General features: G+C 61.9%; 18 protein-coding genes. 13 read left to right on the plus strand and 5 right to left on the minus strand.

The genetic code is table 11. From position 1 onward, the window contains the following. Positions 1-3: 3 nt before the first annotated feature. Both AC1Z3V_RS24525 and thrS read left to right on the plus strand, forming a co-directional pair. On the plus strand, positions 4-543 hold the full coding sequence (locus AC1Z3V_RS24525) for a DUF1697 domain-containing protein (RefSeq protein WP_483502224.1): 540 nt from the start codon (positions 4-6) through the stop codon (positions 541-543). Positions 544-766: 223 nt separating this feature from the next. Continuing rightward, positions 767-2,785: a threonine--tRNA ligase gene (gene thrS, locus AC1Z3V_RS24530; protein WP_483502226.1), complete on the plus strand. Its 2,019-nt coding sequence runs from the start codon at positions 767-769 to the stop codon at positions 2,783-2,785. A gap of 18 nt (positions 2,786-2,803) precedes the next feature. Here the strand turns inward: thrS and tnpA are convergent, their stop codons facing one another. Beyond that, positions 2,804-3,238 carry an IS200/IS605 family transposase gene (tnpA, locus tag AC1Z3V_RS24535; protein WP_483500592.1) on the minus strand — a complete coding sequence of 145 codons (435 nt, stop codon included), beginning with the start codon at positions 3,236-3,238 and terminating at the stop codon, positions 2,804-2,806. 210 nt (positions 3,239-3,448) lie between these two features. On the opposite strand from tnpA, the gene AC1Z3V_RS24540 reads away from it, so the two are divergent. Further along, the gene (locus tag AC1Z3V_RS24540; RefSeq protein WP_483502227.1) at positions 3,449-4,288 is read left to right on the plus strand and encodes a lysophospholipid acyltransferase family protein; all 840 of its coding nucleotides are present in this window, start codon (positions 3,449-3,451) and stop codon (positions 4,286-4,288) included. A 137-nt stretch (positions 4,289-4,425) separates the two neighbouring features. Here AC1Z3V_RS24540 and AC1Z3V_RS24545 read toward each other — a convergent pair whose 3' ends face one another. Then, complete coding sequence (locus AC1Z3V_RS24545; protein WP_483502228.1) at positions 4,426-5,436, minus strand: hypothetical protein; 1,011 nt, start codon at positions 5,434-5,436, stop codon at positions 4,426-4,428. Between the two features lie 100 nt (positions 5,437-5,536). Here AC1Z3V_RS24545 and AC1Z3V_RS24550 point away from each other — a divergent pair, with 100 nt between their 5' ends. After that, positions 5,537-6,121, plus strand: a complete 585-nt coding sequence (locus AC1Z3V_RS24550; RefSeq protein WP_483502230.1) for a nitroreductase family protein — start codon at positions 5,537-5,539, stop codon at positions 6,119-6,121. Further along, a complete protein-coding gene (locus AC1Z3V_RS24555) occupies positions 6,121-6,723 on the plus strand; it encodes a flavin reductase family protein (protein ID WP_429816811.1) in 603 nt (200 codons plus the stop codon). The genes AC1Z3V_RS24550 and AC1Z3V_RS24555 overlap by 1 nt, the downstream gene beginning before the upstream one ends. Before the next feature lie 24 nt (positions 6,724-6,747). Here AC1Z3V_RS24555 and AC1Z3V_RS24560 read toward each other — a convergent pair whose 3' ends face one another. Then, positions 6,748-7,446 carry an aldolase gene (locus tag AC1Z3V_RS24560; RefSeq protein ID WP_483502232.1) on the minus strand — a complete coding sequence of 233 codons (699 nt, stop codon included), beginning with the start codon at positions 7,444-7,446 and terminating at the stop codon, positions 6,748-6,750. A 74-nt stretch (positions 7,447-7,520) separates the two neighbouring features. Here AC1Z3V_RS24560 and AC1Z3V_RS24565 point away from each other — a divergent pair, with 74 nt between their 5' ends. Together AC1Z3V_RS24565 and AC1Z3V_RS24570 are read left to right on the plus strand one after the other, a co-directional pair. Beyond that, positions 7,521-8,657: a DUF2336 domain-containing protein gene (locus AC1Z3V_RS24565; protein WP_483502234.1), complete on the plus strand. Its 1,137-nt coding sequence runs from the start codon at positions 7,521-7,523 to the stop codon at positions 8,655-8,657. Between the two features lie 96 nt (positions 8,658-8,753). Continuing rightward, positions 8,754-9,776 (plus strand): SDR family oxidoreductase, encoded by a 1,023-nt coding sequence (locus AC1Z3V_RS24570; protein WP_483502236.1) that lies wholly within the window; start codon positions 8,754-8,756, stop codon positions 9,774-9,776. 15 nt (positions 9,777-9,791) lie between these two features. Here the strand turns inward: AC1Z3V_RS24570 and AC1Z3V_RS24575 are convergent, their stop codons facing one another. Continuing rightward, positions 9,792-10,205, minus strand: a complete 414-nt coding sequence (locus AC1Z3V_RS24575) for a hypothetical protein (protein WP_483502238.1) — start codon at positions 10,203-10,205, stop codon at positions 9,792-9,794. 221 nt (positions 10,206-10,426) lie between these two features. On the opposite strand from AC1Z3V_RS24575, the gene AC1Z3V_RS24580 reads away from it, so the two are divergent. Then, positions 10,427-10,897: a GNAT family N-acetyltransferase gene (locus AC1Z3V_RS24580; protein WP_483502240.1), complete on the plus strand. Its 471-nt coding sequence runs from the start codon at positions 10,427-10,429 to the stop codon at positions 10,895-10,897. 128 nt (positions 10,898-11,025) lie between these two features. On the opposite strand, the gene parE is transcribed toward AC1Z3V_RS24580, so the two are convergent. Beyond that, positions 11,026-13,086 (minus strand): DNA topoisomerase IV subunit B, encoded by a 2,061-nt coding sequence (gene parE / locus AC1Z3V_RS24585; protein WP_483502241.1) that lies wholly within the window; start codon positions 13,084-13,086, stop codon positions 11,026-11,028. Positions 13,087-13,386: 300 nt separating this feature from the next. Between parE and AC1Z3V_RS24590 the strand changes: the two genes are divergently transcribed. The 5 genes from AC1Z3V_RS24590 to AC1Z3V_RS24610 all read left to right on the plus strand — a co-directional run bounded on the left by AC1Z3V_RS24590 (position 13,387) and on the right by AC1Z3V_RS24610 (position 18,647). Next, complete coding sequence (locus tag AC1Z3V_RS24590; RefSeq protein WP_483502243.1) at positions 13,387-14,217, plus strand: alpha/beta hydrolase; 831 nt, start codon at positions 13,387-13,389, stop codon at positions 14,215-14,217. 127 nt (positions 14,218-14,344) lie between these two features. Further along, positions 14,345-15,787 (plus strand): UbiA family prenyltransferase, encoded by a 1,443-nt coding sequence (locus tag AC1Z3V_RS24595; protein ID WP_483502245.1) that lies wholly within the window; start codon positions 14,345-14,347, stop codon positions 15,785-15,787. Next, the gene (locus AC1Z3V_RS24600) at positions 15,784-17,106 is read left to right on the plus strand and encodes an FAD-binding oxidoreductase (protein ID WP_483502246.1); all 1,323 of its coding nucleotides are present in this window, start codon (positions 15,784-15,786) and stop codon (positions 17,104-17,106) included. The genes AC1Z3V_RS24595 and AC1Z3V_RS24600 overlap by 4 nt, the downstream gene beginning before the upstream one ends. 93 nt (positions 17,107-17,199) lie before the next feature. Continuing rightward, positions 17,200-17,640 (plus strand): EamA family transporter, encoded by a 441-nt coding sequence (locus tag AC1Z3V_RS24605; RefSeq protein WP_483502247.1) that lies wholly within the window; start codon positions 17,200-17,202, stop codon positions 17,638-17,640. Continuing rightward, positions 17,637-18,647, plus strand: a complete 1,011-nt coding sequence (locus AC1Z3V_RS24610; protein ID WP_483502249.1) for an NAD-dependent epimerase/dehydratase family protein — start codon at positions 17,637-17,639, stop codon at positions 18,645-18,647. Before AC1Z3V_RS24605 ends, AC1Z3V_RS24610 begins: the two co-directional genes overlap by 4 nt. Positions 18,648-18,666: the final 19 nt, after the last annotated feature.

The following is an 18,666-nucleotide window of genomic DNA, read 5'->3' on the forward strand; positions in this document are numbered from 1 at the left end:
GAGATGAACAGCTACGTTGCCTTGCTCTACAGCATCGTTCTTGGTGCCGGGCGACGGGTCGTGATGGCCGATCTCAGAGAGATGGCCGAAGGCCTCGGCTACCGTTCGCCGCGGACATTGGTTGCGACAGGCAATCTCGTGTTTGATGCTGGACAAACGTCCAGCAGAGACTTCGAATCGCCGCTTGAGATGGCTTTCGCCAGGACATTCGGTCGGCATGTCGACATTATTGTCCGGTCCGGCGCCGACTGGCGGAAGCTTGCCGCATCAAATCCGTTTCGCCGCGAGGGCGAAGAAGACGCGACGCGTGTCCATGTGCGGGTGATGCGCGATCCGCTGGCGGACGCCACGCTCGCAGGTCTCGAGCGTTACTGTGTCGCCGGCGAACGTCTGGCAATCGTCGACGGCGATCTGTGGGTCCATTTCACCGGCAAGGCGAGCGAATCGAAGCTCCTGGGTGCGATGACGACCAAGCGCCTCGGTGTCGGAACGTTCCGCAACTGGAACACGGTGAAGGGGCTTGCCGAGATGTTGCGCACCTAGTTTCCAGCGCAGCCTTCGCCTTTACTCACTTTCGAAAACCCTTTATCAGGCTACGCATGTTTCCCCGGGTCGCCTCCGGTCTGGGGCAAAACATGCAGCAATCCAAAGCACTACAGCGGTCTATGCGCGTCTGACGGATGCGACGCTGTATCGTCAATTCACCGGTCGTTACCGGTCAACCATACCACCCGCATTCGTTGGCGGGACTGGATAGGAGATCATTATGTCGAATTCCGTTTCCCTTACATTTCCCGATGGCTCGGTGCGCGAATATCCCTTCGGCACGACCGGCCGTGACGTGGCAGAATCGATTTCGAAGTCGCTCGCCAAGAAAGCCGTGGCGATTGCGCTCGACGACGAACTGCGCGACCTGTCCGACCCAGTGACCGATGGCAGGATCGAGATCGTCGTGCGCGACGACAAGCGCGCGCTGGAGCTCATCCGTCACGATGCCGCGCACGTGATGGCCGAGGCCGTGCAGGAATTGTGGCCGGGAACGCAAGTGACCATCGGCCCGGTCATCGACAATGGCTTCTACTACGATTTCGCGCGCAACGAGCCCTTCACTCCGGACGATCTGCCTGTGATCGAAAAGCGGATGAAGGAGATCATCGCGCGCAACAAGTCCTTCACCAAGGAAGTCTGGTCGCGCGAGAAGGCTCGCCGGGTCTTTGCTGAAAAGGGCGAGAGCTACAAGGTCGAACTCGTCGACGCGATCCCCGAGGGACAGGATCTCAAGATCTATTATCAAGGCGACTGGTTCGACCTTTGCCGCGGCCCGCACATGGCCTCGACCGGTCAGATCGGCACGGCCTTCAAACTGATGAAGGTGGCCGGCGCCTATTGGCGCGGCGACAGCAACAACGCGATGCTGACCCGCATCTACGGTACGGCCTGGCACACCGAGGAAGAGCTCGACCAGTACCTGAACGTACTCGCCGAAGCCGAGAAGCGCGATCATCGTCGCCTCGGCCGCGAGATGGACCTGTTCCATTTCCAGGAAGAGGGCCCGGGCGTCGTCTTCTGGCACGGCAAGGGCTGGCGCATGTTCCAGACGCTGGTGGCCTACATGCGCCGCCGGCTCGCAAACACCTACCAGGAAGTCAACGCGCCGCAGGTGCTCGACAAGTCGCTCTGGGAAACCTCGGGTCACTGGGGCTGGTACCGCGACAACATGTTCAAGGTGACGGTCGCCGGCGATGAGACCGACGACGACCGCGTCTTCGCGCTGAAGCCGATGAACTGCCCGGGCCATATCCAGATCTTCAAGCATGGCCTGAAGTCCTATCGCGAACTTCCGGTTCGCCTGGCCGAGTTCGGCAACGTCCACCGCTACGAGCCGTCGGGCGCGCTGCACGGTCTGATGCGCGTGCGTGGCTTCACGCAGGACGATGCGCACGTCTTCTGCACCGACGAGCAGATGGCGGCGGAATGCCTGCGCATCAACGACCTCATCCTCTCGGTTTACGAGGACTTCGGCTTCAAGGAAGTGGTGGTCAAGCTCTCCACTCGCCCGGACAAGCGCGTCGGCTCCGACGAGCTCTGGGATCGTGCCGAGAGCGTGATGATGGATGTGCTGAAGACGATCGAGGCGCAGTCGGAAGGCCGCATCAAGACCGGCATCCTGCCGGGCGAGGGCGCCTTCTACGGGCCGAAGTTCGAGTATACGCTGAAGGACGCTATCGGCCGCGAATGGCAGTGCGGCACCACCCAGGTCGACTTCAACCTGCCGGAGCGTTTCGGCGCGTTCTACATCGACAAGGAATCGGAAAAGCGCCAGCCGGTCATGATCCATCGCGCCATCTGCGGCTCGATGGAACGCTTCCTCGGCATTCTGATCGAGAACTTCGCCGGCCATATGCCGCTCTGGGTTTCGCCGCTGCAGGTCGTGGTCGCGACGATTACCTCGGAAGCCGACGACTATGGTCGCGAGGTTGCCGAACTCCTGCGTGAAGCGGGCTTGACCGTGGAGACCGACTTCCGCAACGAGAAGATCAACTACAAGGTCCGCGAACACTCGGTCACGAAGGTTCCGGTCATCGTCGTCTGCGGCAAGCGCGAGGCGGAAGAACGGTCGGTCAACATCCGCCGTCTGGGTTCCCAGGCCCAGACCGCGATGTCGCTCGACGAGGCGCTTGCTTCGCTCGCCTCGGAAGCCATGGCGCCGGACCTCAAGCGCAAGGCCGAAAGTCATAACCTCCACCAGAGGTGGAGGTTTGAAACGCTGCGCTTGAACCGCTAGAAGCGGTTTTGCTATAAGTTAGTAGCTACGGTTAAAGAGGTCGGCAAAGTCGGAAGCTTTGTCGGCCTTTTCTTGATTGCGGATATAACGTCTGACGACCTGCTCATCATAGCCAGCCGTTGAGACGAAGTACCCTCGCGCCCAAAAGTGATACCCTTTGTAGCGCCGTTTGCGGGCGTATTTGTTGGCCACGTAAAGGGCGGTCTTGCCCTTCAAGAAGCCGACAATGTGCGACACCGAATATTTCGGCGGGATCGATATCAGCATATGCACATGGTCGGGCATAAGATGCCCTTCCTCGATCCGGCAGTCCTTTTGCAGAGCAAGCCGATGCAAAAGGTCACCCAATTCACGTCGCACGTCACCGTAAAGACGTTTCGTTCGGTACTTACTCGCGAAGACCACATGGTATTTGCAGTCCCATGTCGCGTGTGATTGCGATCGTTCATCCATAAAACCTCCGTTCTATGTCTCGGCCAGCCTAGCGGTCCAAGCACGGAGGTCTCTCAATCACAATGTAGAACCCGTCCAGTCCTCCACCGGAGGTGGAGGTTTACTTTGCTTACAAGAAAGCCCGGGGTTGAGACCCCGGGCACTTGCTTTGTCAGCAAACTGTCATATTAGCGGAATATCCGGATACGAGATGATCCATCGGAGATTTCCGTGCAGTTCAAAGAGCTGTCCTACGCCAACGCAAACGACCGACGCCTGAAGCGCTGGTTCATCCGCTCCATCGAAGGCCTGTCGGGCCGCAACCGTTACGCAAAGCTCTACGCGCGCTGGCGGTCCGACATCGTCGGCAAGAGTGATCGGGTCTTCGGCGAGATGCTGCAGCTCATCGATGTGAAGCTGCGCACCCAGGGCGAGTGGCCGCCGCGGCACTTGCCCGACACGCCGATCGTCATCGTCGCCAATCACCCGTTCGGCATTGGCGACGGTATCGCCGTGCTGGCGCTCGCCGAACAGCTTGGCCGACCGTTCCGCGTCCTCATCAACAACGAACTGCTGAAGGTGCCGGAAATGGCGCCTTACTCCCTGCCGGTGTCGTTCGAGGAGACGAAGGAGGCGCTGGCCGTCAACATGGCGACGCGCCATGAGGCGTTGCGGCTGCTGAAGGAAGGCGTGACGATCGTGATCTTCCCGGCCGGCGGCGTCGCGACCGCGCCCAAGGGTTTTGGCCGCGCCGAGGACCTGCCCTGGAAGATCTTTCCGGCGAAACTGATCCAGGCTGCACGCGCGAGTGTCATCCCGATCTACTTCGAGGGGCAGAACGGTCCCGTCTTCCATCTTGCGAGCAAGATTTCACTGACGTTGAGGCTGTCGCTGCTGATCCGCGAGTTCCGCCGTCTGTCCGGCACGACCATCGCGGCGCGCGTCGGCCGGGTGCTGACGCCCGAGGACCTCGGCGTCTGTAGTGATCGCAAGGATCTGCTGGCCCGCATCTATGACGCGGTCTTCTCCATGGCGCCACCGCGCCGGCGGTTCATGCGGCGAGCCGGCTGACGTAGCGTCAATCGCATACCGTAACGCTGGAGTTAGAGCGCCGCCGTGCGTTCATAGGAACGCACAAAGGACGGTCTAGCACTTTGATTCTAGAGCATCTTTCTGCTTTCAAGTGATACACTTCAAAGCAGGATGCTCTAGTCCTGTGCGTCGGAGACGACGCCCGGGGTTGTGTTCGCATCGTTGCCGCCGCTGCTGAGCAGCACCTCCACGTCCGTGTTGACGCCGGCCTTCACGGTGAAGTCCCGTTCGTAGATCTTGTCCTTGTAGCGCGCGACGGCGGAATAGCTGCCTTCGAGCAGAACCAGCGTCGGGAAGGCGCCGTTTTCTTCGTCCACGGTGTCGCCGGCCGACGTCAGGATCGTCCAGGCGGTGTTGGCGATGGCCTCGCCGCCTGGTTCCGACACCAGCTTGAGCGTGAGCTTGGCAGCGCGGTGCTGAATGGTCGCTTCCGTCAGCTTGCCGGCTTCGACCTGAATGTCGGCGGCCGTCGAAGCGTTGGTCGCGCCGTAGCTCGAGGTCACGTGATAGGTTCCGGCGCCGAGCCGGATCACCGTGTTCGGCTTCACATCCGACATGATGAGCGCCCGCTCGCCGTCGCTCTTCGTATCTGCGGAATAAACGGAGAAGCTGAGTTCGGCCGGCGGAATGCGCACATCGCTGCCGGAGACGGCGTTCAGCTTGATGCCACCTGCATCCAGGACGAGAGTCTGCTTTTCGAGCGTGCCGTCCTGGGGCACGCGGATCTTGCGCGTCGCGGAGGCGCGACCGAAGGAAACATTGACGAAGTAATCACCCGGCGCGACGTTGAATGCCGTCGAGCCGCCTTCCGACGTCGCCAGCAGCGGCAGCTTGCCGTCGCTTCCCGGGATCGGGCTGAACATGCGCCAGGTCAGGCCGGCTTCGACGGGCGCGCCCTTCTCCGTGAGCAAGGCTTCGAGCTTAACATCCTTCAAGGTGCCTTCGGCGATCGGATCGCTCGTCATCGGGCTGAAGCCCATAAGCTTCGGCATCTTGCGCGGGCCGGCGATCGAGGGAAAACTCTTAAAGGCCTGGGTCGCATCCTCGGCACGCACACTTTCCGTAGCAGCGCCGGCGACAAGGATCGCGAGCCCGGTTCCGAGGAAAATACGAGAGCATGCACGCATGAGAGCAGTTGACTTCCTGACTGAGTGACTCCACTTGGGACGCCGATATGGCATTTTCGTGGCTTCCGATGCTGCGGCAAATTAGTGGAATTCATCCGACATGAAAACCGAAATTAAGCTTGTTGACTACCTCGCGTCCCGCCGCTCGATCCCCGCTTTCCAGATGGGTGAACCCGGCCCCAGCAAGGTCGAGGTCGAGGAGATGCTGAAGCTCGCCTCCCGCGTGCCGGACCACGGCAAGCTCGCTCCCTGGCGCTTCATCGTCTATCGCGGTGATGAAAGGGCGCGCATCAGCGCCGAATTGAAGGCGCTGGCGCTGGCGGTAAAACCGGATCTTTCGGAGGAAATGATCAAGGTCGAGGAAACGCGGCTGACGCGAGCGCCGGTCGTCGTCGCTGTGGTCAGCAAGGCTGCGCCGCATTTCAAGATCCCGGAATGGGAGCAGTTGATGTCCGCCGGCGCCGTGTGCCTCAACCTGCTGATGGCCGCAAACGCGCTTGGCTATGCCTCCAACTGGTTGACCGAGTGGTTTGCTTTCGATGAACGCGCCTATCCCTTGCTGGGTGTCAATCCGGGTGAGAAACTTGCTGGCTTCATTCACATCGGTACCGCGATGGTGCCGCCGACGGAACGGCCGCGGCCGGAACTCGCCGAGATCGTCACCTGGGTCGGAGAAGACGCCTGATGTTCTACGATACGGCCTCGAATCGTCACGGCCTGCCGCATGACCCTTTCAAGGCCATCGTCTCGCCGCGGCCGATCGGTTGGATCGGCACGCGCGGGGGCGACGGTACGCATAACCTCGCGCCCTATTCTTTCTTCAACGCCATCAGTGATCGGCCAAAGCTCGTGATGTTCTCGTCAAGCGGCCACAAGGATACGGTTCGCAACATCGAGGCGACGGGTGAATTCACGGCGAGCTTCGCCAGTCGCAATCTTGCCGAGGCCGTGAACAAGACGTCTGTTCCCGCAGCGCATGGCGAGAGCGAATTCGAGATCGCCGGGCTCACTCCGGTCGACGGCACCTTGGTGAATGCGCCGTTCGTCGCCGAGGCTTTTGCTGCGCTCGAGTGCCGGATGACCGAGATGTTTCAACCAAAAGGCCTGGATGGCGCGGTGACCGACAACTATGTCGTCATCGGCCAGGTCGTCGGCATTCATATCCGAGAAGAGGCAATCCGCGACGGCCGCTTCGACATGGCGACGGTCAAGCCGCTCGCCCGTCTTGGCTACATGGACTATTGCGATGGCGGTGATGTCTTTCAGATGACCCGTCCGACCCGTTGATATCCGCGACTTTGAACGCGCAGGTCACGCCCTGCCGAGAATGATTGCCTGCTCGATCGAGTTGCAAACGACCGAGGCAAAGCCGTTGTCGCGGCTCTGCGATTGCGCCCACCGCGCCGCGGCTTCGTCAGGGGTGGCAGGCAATACCTCATAGGCGGGCACGCCGGCTTCGAACGCCCTCAAGACCATATTTGCTCGTCCAGTGAGGATTGGCGCTGCGACGCGCTGATGGCGAGCGCTGGTCGGCTCCTGACAACCGATGGACTTTGCCAGCGCTACGCCATTGAAGATCAGAGCCTTCAGGCGGGGCGACGAGTCCGTCAGCGGATGGGTTGACAACAAACCCTCCGGCGAACTGCCGTATTCCCCATAAATCCGGACAGGGTCGGGCGCTGCACCATGGGCGGCTTCCGCAACCCGCAACATCACATCGAGCTTCTGTATATCGGCGCGCCCGCGGCATCCGGAAAGCACGATGCCGTCGGCACCGCTTTCGAGCAGCCGTCGCAATACGTCTCCGCTCAGCCGCTCCAGCGGTTCGACGCGCGCCAGAAGCGCGAAGGTGCGGCCTGCCAAACGTGCCATTCCGGCAAGTGTTTCGGTGTCGGCATCAATATCGACAATGACGCCGGCGAGCGCATTGAGTGCAGCGATGTCCACGGCCGGGAAGGGGCTGTCGACGATCAGCAGCGGCTTCATGGTTTGGGAGCGGTTAACAGACATGGTGAACCAATCTTAAACCTTTGCCCGGTAGGGTTTGAACATCGGTGGCATTGGCGTGGTCTAGTGGGGCGTAGGTGATCATACAAGCATTTCTTCGCTGGGTGGAAACGGCGAGAACGGGTGAGCGCACCCGCGCCGCCAGTGCGCTTGGTCGCGCCTATGTCGATGCGCAGATGAATGGCCTGGACCGCCGCGCCGCGGAGATGGCGATGACCTTCCTGCTCGACGATCCGTCGCCAAAGGTTCGGCACGCACTTGCCGATGCGCTTTGCGGCTGCGCGTCGGTTCCGCGCGCCATCATTCTCGGCCTTGCCGAAGACCAGCCCGAAATTGCCTATGTCGTCATATCCCGCTCGCCGGTGTTGACTGACGAGGACCTCGTCGACCTCGCAGCCAGAGGAACGCTTGAAACGCGGGCGCTGATCGCCGCGCGCAGTTTCGTCTCCCGTGCTGTATCGGCCGCGATCGCCGAGATCGGTGGCGAGGAAGAAGTTCTGATCCTCCTGGAAAACGCCGGCGCCAACCTGTCGCGCCGGTCGTTGAAACGCATTGCCGAGCGTCTTGGCTGTTGCGCGGCCGTGCGTGACCTGTTGCTTGCACGGCCGGATCTGCCGAGCGACGCCCGCCATGCGCTGGTGGAAGAGGTAGGCTCGGCACTGGCCGCCTTCGGCCTGGTGCAGATGGCGATCGGAGAAGCCCGCGGCCGGCGGATCACGCGGGAAGCTTGCGACATCGCTGCCGTCGGCATGGCCGGCACGCTGGCGGTGGAGGAATTACCCGGCCTTGTGGCGCATCTGCGCGAGACTGGGCGCCTGACCCCAGCCTTCCTGCTCCATGCGCTCGTCACCGGCCGCGCGGAATTTTTCTCGGCGGCGATCGTCGATCTCTCCGGCGTTTGCGAAAAGCGCGTGCGCTCCATCCTGTCCGGCGGCCGCATTCATTCGATCCGCGCCCTGTTCGAGAGCGTAGGCCTCGGCCACGATGTCAGCGAAACCTTTGCTGCGGCCGTGCTACTCTGGCGCCAGGATGCTTCAACTGGAAACGGCAGTGCTGCTTCCGTTTCCACAGCCCTGCTTGCACGCCTCCGGAATGAGCGATCATCGTCGCCGGTCAATACTGCGATGATCGACCTGCTCGAGCGCCTGGCCTTTGCCGAGGAGCGGCAGTCAGCCCGCGACTATGCGGAGCTCGCCGCGCGACAGGCCGCCTGACTTCGATTGCGGTCGATTGCGTCCCGCAACGTTTCCACCCATTTCTCTGCAGGCGCTCCGGCGATGGCGGGCCTCCGGTCGACAAGGAACTGACGCATGAGCATGAAGGCCGCCGCAACCGTTGCTGTGACCGGCATAGGCGGCTTTGTCGGGCGTCACGTCGCGCTCCTCTTGCTGCGGCGGGGCTATGACGTGCGCGGCACCGTTCGTAGCCTGGCGCGCGCGGAGGAAATCGAACGATCGATCCGTGCCGCCGGCGGCACGGACCTGGCGCAATTGACCTTTGCCGAAGCGGACCTGCTGGGGGAAGCGAGCTGGGCGGAGGCCTTCGCCGGCGTCTCCCATGTCATGCACACGGCATCGCCGTTCCCCGCACGACTGCCTGCGGACGAAGTCGAACTGATCGGGCCGGCGCGTGACGGCACGCTGCGCGTACTGCAAGCCGCCCGCTCGTCCGGCGTTCGCCGCGTCGTCCTGACCTCCTCGGTCGCTGCGGTCATCTATGGGCCTGGAAGCGCGCCGTTCACTGAGGACGACTGGACGGACCCACATTCGCCGCTGGCGACGCCCTACTATCGCTCGAAGACCTTCGCGGAACGCGCGGCATGGGACTATGCAGCCGCGAACGGGCTCGAATTGGCGGTCGTCAATCCGGGCATGGTTCTCGGGCCGGTGCTTGGGCGTGAGATCGGCACCTCTGTTGCCGTGGTCCGCAACCTCCTGAGTGGGGGCTACCCCGCTCTGCCGAAGTTCAGCGTACCCGTCGTCGATGTCCGCGACGTCGCCGACGCCCATCTGCGGGCGATGACCGTTGACGGCGCGGCGGGCGAGCGTTTTCTGGTCGCTGGAGAGACCTTGTCTCTTGCCGACATGGCGTCCATCCTTCGTCGCCAGTTTCCGGAATATGCCGCCAAGCTGCCGAAGTTCATTCTGCCGAACTGGCTGGCAGGCTTGGCCGCTCCCTTTGATGCCGGCTTGCGCCTGATCGTCGGGGAATTGGGACACGACTCCCGTATCTCCAACGAAAAGGCGCGTCGCGTTCTGGGGTGGCAGCCACGAGCCGCGGAAGAGGCGGTCATGGCCAGCGCCGAAAGCCTGATCGGCGCCGGTCTCGTGTGAGTGTGCCCGTCCGCTCTAGTTGGTGAAACGGCGGGCGACCCAGGAATAGCCGTCCTCGATGTAATGCACCGGCCTTGTCACGATGGTCTTGAGCTTTTCCCGATCCGGGATGGCACCCGACAGGAAGGCCAGTGTTCGTTTCGGCAAGGTTGGTTCAGGCTCCGGCTCCGCCACCTGCGAGGGTGGTATCTGGCTCTGTTGCGAGCCGGCCGGTGGTGGGGGCAGGTCGGCGAGGGCCGGGCCGGAGCTTTCGCAAACGGCGACGACAACCGGATAGTTGGCGTTCGAGAACTTCGGCAATTGCGCCTGCGAGTCCGTGTCGCATTGGGCGATCGACGGCCATGTGCCGTTGACCGTCGAGATGTACTGGCATTGGCTGACATCGTGGTTGCAGCCGAGAATGGTCATGACAATCAGCGCCGCTTGCATGGTGTTCCTGTCGTTGGTCCCTGGAGCTTGTAAGGGATCAACCTATGCCTGTGCGATTCTCTCCGAATTGGGGCGGCGCTGCGGGTGACGCGGAACAAATTGTTTCGGCCTATTCGCCGGATTGATAGGACCGGGCGTCTGCGTCATTTGACGTATTGGCTGGCGAAAAAGCTGACACTAACGTCCGGCAGAAATAGTTGAGATCGAGAAGGACGAAACAAGTGCCTGCCGTAACCATAGCCCTGGAGTCGCCGCGCCAAGCTCAGGTCGTGCGTCTATTGGAACTCTCCGACGCCTATGCCGCTTCGCTCTATCCCGCCGAAAGCAATCATATGATCGACTTGTCGAGCTTGGAGCAGCCTGGCGTTTCCTTCTATGTGGCACGGCGTAACGACGACATCGTCGGTTGCTGTGCCCTGGTGGAAGCCGACGACGGCACGGCAGAGATCAAGCGCATGTTCGTCGATCCGGAGGCGAGGGGGCTGAAGATCGGCAAGCTGTTGCTGCAGGCGCTGGAGGCACGTGCGGGTGAACTCGGATACACGGCAATTCGCCTCGAAACCGGCATCTACCAGCCCGAGGCGATCGGGCTTTACAAGGCGGCCGGCTATGTTGAGCGTCCGCCCTTTGGTGGCTACCAGCCGGATCCGCTGAGCCTGTTCATGGAAAAGCCTGTTCGGCGGGCGGCATGATATCGGCGCGCCGAACCACAATGCGCTGAAACCAAAACGGCAGCACGCGCGCCACCGTCTCAATCTCGATCGCTGAGAGGGGGAATGCGACGCGCAAGAACGTCATGCGTCTTTGCGTCCATCCCCGATCAGATGTCCAGGTTCTCGGCGAACACGGCGCGCTCCTGGATGAAACGGAAGCGGGCGTCGGCCTTCGTGCCCATGAGATTGTCCACCGCCTCGCGCGTGCCCTCGAAATCGATCTCGTCGATCTCGACCTTCAGCAGCGTGCGATGAGCCGGGTCCATCGTCGTTTCCTTGAGCTGTGCCGGCAGCATTTCGCCCAGACCCTTGAAGCGACCGATCTCGACCTTGCCGCGGCCGGCAAATTCGGTCCGCATCAGCTCTTCGCGATGCGCATCGTCGCGGGCATAGAGCGTCTTCGAGCCCTGGCTGATGCGGTAGAGCGGCGGCACGGCGAGATAGAGGTGGCCGCCGCGGATCAGCTCCGGCATCTCCTGGTAGAAGAAGGTGATCAGCAGCGAGGCGATATGCGCGCCGTCGACGTCGGCGTCGGTCATGATGATGACGCGCTCGTAGCGCAGATCCTCGCCGCGATACTTGGTTCTTGTGCCGCAGCCGAGCGCCTGGACGAGATCGGTGATCTGCTGGTTGGCGCTGAGCTTTTCGCGGCCCGCACTCGCAACGTTGAGGATCTTGCCGCGCAGCGGCAGGATCGCCTGGTTGGAGCGGTTGCGCGCCTGCTTTGCCGATCCGCCTGCCGAGTCCCCTTCGACGATGAAGAGCTCAGCGCCTTCCGCGGTGTTCTGCGAGCAGTCCGCCAGCTTGCCGGGCAGGCGCAGCTTGCGCACCGCCGTCTTGCGGTTGACTTCCTTCTCCTTGCGCCGGCGTACGCGCTCTTCGGCGCGCTCGATCACCCAGTCGAGAAGCTTGGCGGCTTCTCCCGGATTGTCGGCCAGGTAGTGATCGAAGGGGTCACGAAGTGCGTTTTCGACGATGCGCTGCGCCTCGACCGTCGCGAGCTTGTCCTTCGTCTGGCCGACGAACTCCGGCTCGCGGATGAAGACCGACAGCATGCCCGCCGCGGAGATCATCACGTCGTCGGTGGTGATGATCGCCGCCCGCTTGTTCTGCGTCAGCTCGGCATAGCTCTTCAGGCCCTTGGTCAGCGCGATGCGGAAGCCGGCCTCGTGCGTGCCGCCCTCGGGCGTCGGGATGGTGTTGCAGTAGGAATGCACCTGCTGGTCGCCGCCGTACCAGGTGACGGCCCATTCGAGCGAGCCGTGTCCGTTCGCTTTCTCCGACTTGCCGGCGAAGATCTCGCGGGTGACGGTGAATTCCTTGCCGAGCGTCGCGGCGAGATAGTCTTTCAGGCCGCCCGGGAAGTGGAAGACGGCCTTGTCCGGGATTTCCGAGCCTTCCTGGAGGAGCGACGGATCGCAGGACCAGCGGATCTCGACGCCGCCGAAGAGATAGGCTTTCGAGCGCGCCATGCGGAAAAGTCGCCCGGGCTCGAAATGCGCGTGCGGCCCGAAAATGTCCGGGTCCGGATGGAAGCGAACGCGCGTGCCGCGGCGGTTGTGCACGTCGCCGAGTTCTTCGAGCCCGCCCTGCGGGATGCCGCGGGAGAAGCGCTGGCGATAGAGCTTGCGGTTGCGGGCGACCTCGACCTCGAGTGCATCGGACAGGGCGTTGACGACGGAAACGCCCACGCCGTGAAGACCGCCCGAGGTCTCATAGGCCTTGCCGTCGAACTTGCCGCCCGCGTGGAGCACGGTCATGACGACTTCGAGCGTGGACTTGCCCGGGAATTTCGGATGGTTTTCGACCGGGATGCCGCGGCCGTTATCGGTCACCGTCAGATAGCCGTCGGCATCGAGGTTGACTTCGATGAAATTCGCGTGGCCGGCGACCGCTTCGTCCATCGAGTTGTCGATGACTTCTGCGAAGAGATGGTGCAGCGCCTTCTCGTCGGTGCCGCCGATATACATGCCCGGACGACGACGAACCGGCTCCAGCCCTTCGAGCACCTCGATCGCCGAAGCGTCATAGTCGCTGCCATCACTGCCTTTCGGCGCAGGGCGCGGTTCTTCCCGCGCGACTGGTACCGCTGGCACCGCCGGCTTGGCGCTCGGCTGTGCAGGTTTCGGTTGCTCGGGCATTGAAAAGAGGTCGCTGTTGTCGTCCATGGGGCCGTTCGGGTCGTTCCTGTCGTCTGGGGATGCCGGAGGCCATAGCAAGACCTCGGCTCTGCCGCCATCCCCCGGCGGTCGAATCACCTGAATTCTGCCAGACTCTCACAGGATACGCGAACAAAAGGAGAATGCTGGCCGTGGCCGGGGGCGAAATGCCGCCTTCATGGCCATGTCACGGCGCAAGTGTTGCTTTGGCGTCCGGGCGATGGCAAGGCTTTCGGCGAACGAGGGAGCCCGTCATTGGCCGTGTCCACAATTGTTTTTCCGTTTCGTCGGCTTTTGCTGGCCGTTGCTTTGTTTTCTGCGACTTCCGTCGCCCAGGCACAGGCTCTGAAGCCCTTCAAGGACGAACTCTTCTCCTATGGCAAGGTGCTGCAGCAAAATGATGACGGCGATGACCTGACCGTCGATTACCAGGAACTGCGCGACATCAACGAACGGGACGATATCCCGGAGCGCCGGGTAAAGCGTGCCTATGTTTCGCTTGGCGTGAAGAGCGAGCAAGTCAACGAGACGCTCGATATTGGCGGCCGCTCGCTTGACGTGACCCGCGTCGGTCCCGACCGTGGCGCTGCCTTCACGGTGATCTTCATCCACGGCCGCGGCGGCGATCGCCGGCTCGGCGCCAACGATTTTTCCTTCGGCGGTAACTTCAACCGGCTAAAGAACCTCGCCGTCGCCAATGGCGGCACCTACTACGCACCGAGCGTCCGCTCCTTCGATACATCAGGTGCTGCGGATATTGCCGGCCTGGTCAAGCAGGCTTCCGAGCGTTCCGGCGGTCGCCCCGTGGTGCTCGCCTGCGCCTCGATGGGAAGCTTCATCTGCTGGGGCGTTTCGCGCGATGCCTCTGCCGTCGCGGCTCTCGGCGGCATGATGGTGATGGGGGGCGTGAGCGACCCCGATTTCACCAAGAGCGCCGCCTACAAGGCGAAGCTGCCGATGTTCTTCAGCCACGGCAGCCGCGACAGCGTCTACCCGGCTGAAAGCCAGAAGGCGCTCTATCGTACCCTTAAGGCCCAAGGCTACCCGACACGCTTCGTGCTTTTCGAAACAGGCTCGCATGGCACGCCCGTGCGTATGACCGACTGGCGCGATGCGTTGAACTGGATCGGTCGCCACTGACCTTTGTCGGCGCCGCTGACATTTGTTAACCAGCCCGACAGTTTCCGGGCGAGATTGTAGGCCGTGTTTCCACTCTGGAAAGTTGAAGCCGTCATCATGCCCCGCAATTATAGCTGGGGTGGAATGCATGGACGCGCGCACCGAAACACGGCACGTTCCGCTGTGTGTGGATCTGGACGGTACCTTGTTGGCCGCCGATACGCTGTGGGAAGGTGCGGCGATCATCCTCTTGCGCAATCCGCTGATGCTCGTTCCCATGCTGTTCTGGCTGGCGAAGGGCAAGGCGCGGCTGAAGCATGAGGTGGCCTTGCGTTCCGGCCGCCAGGCTCAGGACTGGCCTTACCGCCAGGCCGTCATCGATCGGCTCGCGGAGGAGAGAAAATCCGGGCGCGAACTGGTGCTCGTCACCGGTGCGGCGCCGTCGGTCGCCAGAGACGTTGCCGATCATGTCGGGCTCTTCTCCTCGGTCATGCATTCGACCGACGCGCTCAATCTGACGAGCGGCCGCAAGCGCCAGGCTCTGGTCGAACGCTTCGGCGACGGTGCCTTCGACTATATGGGCAACAGCCGTGACGACATCGCCGTCTTCGAGGCGGCGCGGCGCGCGATCGTGGTTGCTCCGGACGCCGCCGCCGAGAAGTGGCGCCGCAATCATGATGCCGAGCGCCTGGATACCGGCAAGGTGAGCATGCTCGCGCCGCTGAAATCCATTCGGGTGCATCAATGGGCGAAGAACGTGCTCATCGGTGTGCCGATGATCCTCAATCACGAAGTCCTGCATCTCGACGCGATCGTCAGCGTCATCATTGCCTTCTTCGCGTTCAGTTTCCTCGCCTCGGCGGTCTACGTCATCAACGACCTTTCGGACCTTTCGAATGACCGCCGCCACGCGAAGAAGCGTCACCGGCCGCTCGCAAGCGGCCAGATGTCGGTGCCGACGGCGCTCATTCTTGCCGCCTGCCTGGTCCTGGCGTCGCTGTCGCTGACGCTCTTGCTGCCGTGGAAATTCGCCGGTGTACTGGCGTTCTATGCCTGCGCGACGACCGCCTATACCTTCGTGCTGAAGCGCAAGCTGCTGGTCGACGTCTTCACGCTTGCCGGCCTCTACACCACGCGCATTGTTGCCGGTGCTGCGGCCACGGGCACGGAACTCTCCTTCTGGCTGGTCTCCTTCGCGATCTTCTTCTTCCTCAGCCTGGCGCTGGTGAAGCGCTATGTCGAGTTGCACGAGTTCGACGACAAGGACGGCGGCAACGTCCCGGGCCGCGGCTATCTCGCTGTCGATTTCGAGATGGTGGGGCAGGCCGGCGTCGCTTCCGCCTTCACCGCGGCCCTGGTCCTTGCGCTCTACGTGCACAGCAAGGAGCTCCAGGAAATGTACACCACGCCCTGGGCGCTGTGGCCGCTTTGCCCGCTGGTGCTCTATATGTTGTTGCGCATCTGGATGCTCGCGCGTCGCGGCATGCTGCATGAAGACCCCGTTGTCTTCATCATGCGTGACTGGCGCAGCCAATTGACCATGCTGGTCGGCGCGCTGTTGATCCTGTTTGGAGCCATCGGGCCGCAATGAGTTTGCTAGATCATGAAAGCTGGGGTCGGCTCGACAATCGCGCGCGGCCGGCCATCTCGCCCGACGACTATGAGGATCGTCTCGGCAGCCTGGAGGCTGGGGGCTACTTGCCCTTCGGCAATGGCCGCAGCTATGGCGACAGTTGCCACAATGACCGGGGCACGCTGATCGAAAGCCGCCGACATGACCGGATCATCGCCTTTGATCCCGGCACCGGCAAGATGACCTGCGAGGCCGGCGCGACGTTGCGTCAGGTGCTCGAACGCGCGATCGAGCATCGCTTCTTTCTGCCGGTCACCCCGGGCACGGCTTTCGTCACTATCGGCGGCGCCCTTGCCAACGACGTGCATGGCAAGAACCACCATGCGCGCGGCACCTTCGGCAATCACGTGACAGGTTTCACGCTCCTGCGTTCGAATGGGGATCGGCTGACCTGTTCGCCGGAAGAGAACTCTGAACTCTACGCCGCTACCATCGGCGGCATGGGCCTGACGGGCTTGATCCTGACCGTGGATTTACGCCTGATGAAAGTGCCGTCGCCGCATGTCCAGCAACATGCGATCCGCTTCGACAATCTCGACCAATACTTCGCTCTCGTCGATCGCGTCGACGAGGAGCACGAGTATTCCGTTGCCTGGATCGATCAACTCGCAACCGGTTCCCGCACGGGCAGAGGTGTATTGCTGGCCGGCGACCACGCCGATGGCTCCTGCGAACTGCCTGATATTCCCAAGGGGCTGAAGCTATCGGTGCCCTTCGCGCCACCCTTCAACCTTCTGAACCGGGCAACGCTCAAGGCCTTCAACGAATATTACTTCCGCAAGGAAAAACCGGGTGAAACCGTGACGACGGTTCCCTGGACCTCCTATTTCTATCCGCTGGATGCGATCGGCGCCTGGAACAGGCTTTACGGTCCGCGCGGTCTCTACCAGCATCAGAGCGTCTATCCGACGGAGCGTGCGCCAGAGATCACGTCGAAGCTGATGGAGACCGCTCGTCTTGCCGGCCACGCGTCGTTCCTGACGGTTCTGAAGCGTTTCGGCGACATCGGCCCGCGCGGTATTCTGTCCTTCCCGCGACCCGGTTTTACTTTGACATTGGACTTCGCCAATCAAGGTGAACGGACGGTAAAGCTCCTGGATGCGCTCGACCACATCGTGATCGAGGCCGGCGGTGCGATCAATCCCTACAAGGATGCTCGCATGAGCCCGCAAGTCTTTGAAAAATCGTTCCCTTCCTGGAAAAAGCTCGAGGCGCTGCGCGATCCTGCGCTCGTTTCCAACTTCTGGAAGCGCACGGCTCTGGCTTTGCCAGAATGAGAATGCAGACAATTTTATTCAATTAAACTTTCAAACTTCACGGAAAATCCGTCTCTTGCCCGTAAGTACATTTGCGGGACTGGGAGTAAAACAATGAAATATATTCCATTCATTCTCTTTACGGTGCTTACCAACGCTGCCGCTCAACTCATGCTGAAACAAGGCATGCTGACGCTCGGACCGATTTCGATGACCGCTGAAACGGCGATCGTCCGGCTGTTCCAGATCGTCTTCAATCCCTGGGTCTTTGCCGGCCTCGCGACCTTCGTCATTTCGATGGCGTCGCATCTCTATGTGCTGTCGAAGGTCGAGCTTTCCTTTGCCTATCCGTTCCTGAGCCTCGCCTACGTCGCCGTCGCGGTCTTCGCCTATTTCGTCTTTCGCGAGGACCTCAATGCCTGGCGCATCGCCGGCATCGCGCTGATCTGCGCAGGAACCGTTCTTATCGCCCAGTCGGGCATCTCATCCCACACCGATGACAAGCCGGCGGATGCAGCCGGGGTGAGTACCGCAGAATTCGGGAGCAAGTCATGAAACACATCATCTTTGGTGGCGACGGTTTCGTTGGCCGTCACCTGGCGGAACGCCTCGTCAAGGACGGCGAGGAAGTCGTGATCGCCGACATCGTCAAGTCCGACCTGCCGCATTACGGTCGCGCCCGCTTCGTGCATTGCGACGTTACCGATCTGGAATCTGTTCAAAAGGTCGGTATTGGCGCGGACGATATGGTTTACAACATGGCGGCGAAGATGCTGTCGCCGCTGCAGATCCGCTCGAAGCGCTGGGAATTCTTCTGGCCTGTCAACTATTACGGCGCCGAAAATATCATGAAGGCCATGGACGCGGCCGGTGCGTCGCGTCTGGTGCAGTTCACCACCGATATGATCTACGGCCATACGGTCCAGTCGCCGCAGACGGAGGATCACCCGGCAAAACCGCTCGGCGAGTACGGTAAATCGAAGTGGGCGACGGAACAGCTTGCGGTGCAATGGCGCAAGCAGGGCATGAACATTTCGATCTTCCGCCCGCGCCTCATCATTGGCCCGGGCCGTCTCGGCATTCTCGAAAAACTGTTCAAGCTGATCGATATGAACCTGCCGGTGCCGATGATCGGCTCGGGCAAGGTGCCCTATCAGTTCATTTCGGTCTTCGATTGCGCCGAAGCCGCGCGCCTTGCCTGGAAGGGTGGCGTGCCGAACGAAGCCTACAATCTCGGCTCCGACAATCCGCCCTCGGTGCGCGACCTGCTCGGCAATCTCATCAGGCACGCGGGTTCCAAGTCCTTCCTGCTGCCGACGCCCGCCTTTGCGGTCAAGCAGACACTGGCCTTCTTCGACCTGATCAACAAGCCAATCATGGACCCGGAGCAGTATCTGATCGCCGACGAGATGTGCGTGCGCGAAACCGGCAAGCTGAAGCGCGAGCTCGGCTGGCGCGCCGAATACAATGATGGCGACATGCTGATCGCCGCCTACGACGAATATCGGGCGAAGAAGGCGGGCGCAGTTTCCGCCGCTGCCGTCGCCGTGCCGGCCGAATGAGGGGACACATCATGCTGGA

The sequence above is a fragment of the Ensifer sp. 38_S197 genome (assembly GCF_056924495.1).

Coding starts and splice junctions, on each gene's coding strand:
- AC1Z3V_RS24550 (WP_483502230.1), top strand. CDS start 5,537: ATGAAAACCGAAATTAAGCTTGTTGACTACCTCGCGTCCCGCCGCTCG.
- AC1Z3V_RS24605 (WP_483502247.1), top strand. CDS start 17,200: ATGAAATATATTCCATTCATTCTCTTTACGGTGCTTACCAACGCTGCC.
- AC1Z3V_RS24575 (WP_483502238.1), bottom strand. CDS start 10,205: ATGCAAGCGGCGCTGATTGTCATGACCATTCTCGGCTGCAACCACGAT.
- AC1Z3V_RS24525 (WP_483502224.1), top strand. CDS start 4: ATGAACAGCTACGTTGCCTTGCTCTACAGCATCGTTCTTGGTGCCGGG.
- AC1Z3V_RS24595 (WP_483502245.1), top strand. CDS start 14,345: ATGGACGCGCGCACCGAAACACGGCACGTTCCGCTGTGTGTGGATCTG.
- thrS (WP_483502226.1), top strand. CDS start 767: ATGTCGAATTCCGTTTCCCTTACATTTCCCGATGGCTCGGTGCGCGAA.
- AC1Z3V_RS24610 (WP_483502249.1), top strand. CDS start 17,637: ATGAAACACATCATCTTTGGTGGCGACGGTTTCGTTGGCCGTCACCTG.
- AC1Z3V_RS24560 (WP_483502232.1), bottom strand. CDS start 7,446: ATGTCTGTTAACCGCTCCCAAACCATGAAGCCGCTGCTGATCGTCGAC.
- parE (WP_483502241.1), bottom strand. CDS start 13,086: ATGGACGACAACAGCGACCTCTTTTCAATGCCCGAGCAACCGAAACCT.
- AC1Z3V_RS24570 (WP_483502236.1), top strand. CDS start 8,754: ATGAGCATGAAGGCCGCCGCAACCGTTGCTGTGACCGGCATAGGCGGC.
- AC1Z3V_RS24555 (WP_429816811.1), top strand. CDS start 6,121: ATGTTCTACGATACGGCCTCGAATCGTCACGGCCTGCCGCATGACCCT.
- AC1Z3V_RS24545 (WP_483502228.1), bottom strand. CDS start 5,436: ATGCGTGCATGCTCTCGTATTTTCCTCGGAACCGGGCTCGCGATCCTT.
- AC1Z3V_RS24600 (WP_483502246.1), top strand. CDS start 15,784: ATGAGTTTGCTAGATCATGAAAGCTGGGGTCGGCTCGACAATCGCGCG.
- tnpA (WP_483500592.1), bottom strand. CDS start 3,238: ATGGATGAACGATCGCAATCACACGCGACATGGGACTGCAAATACCAT.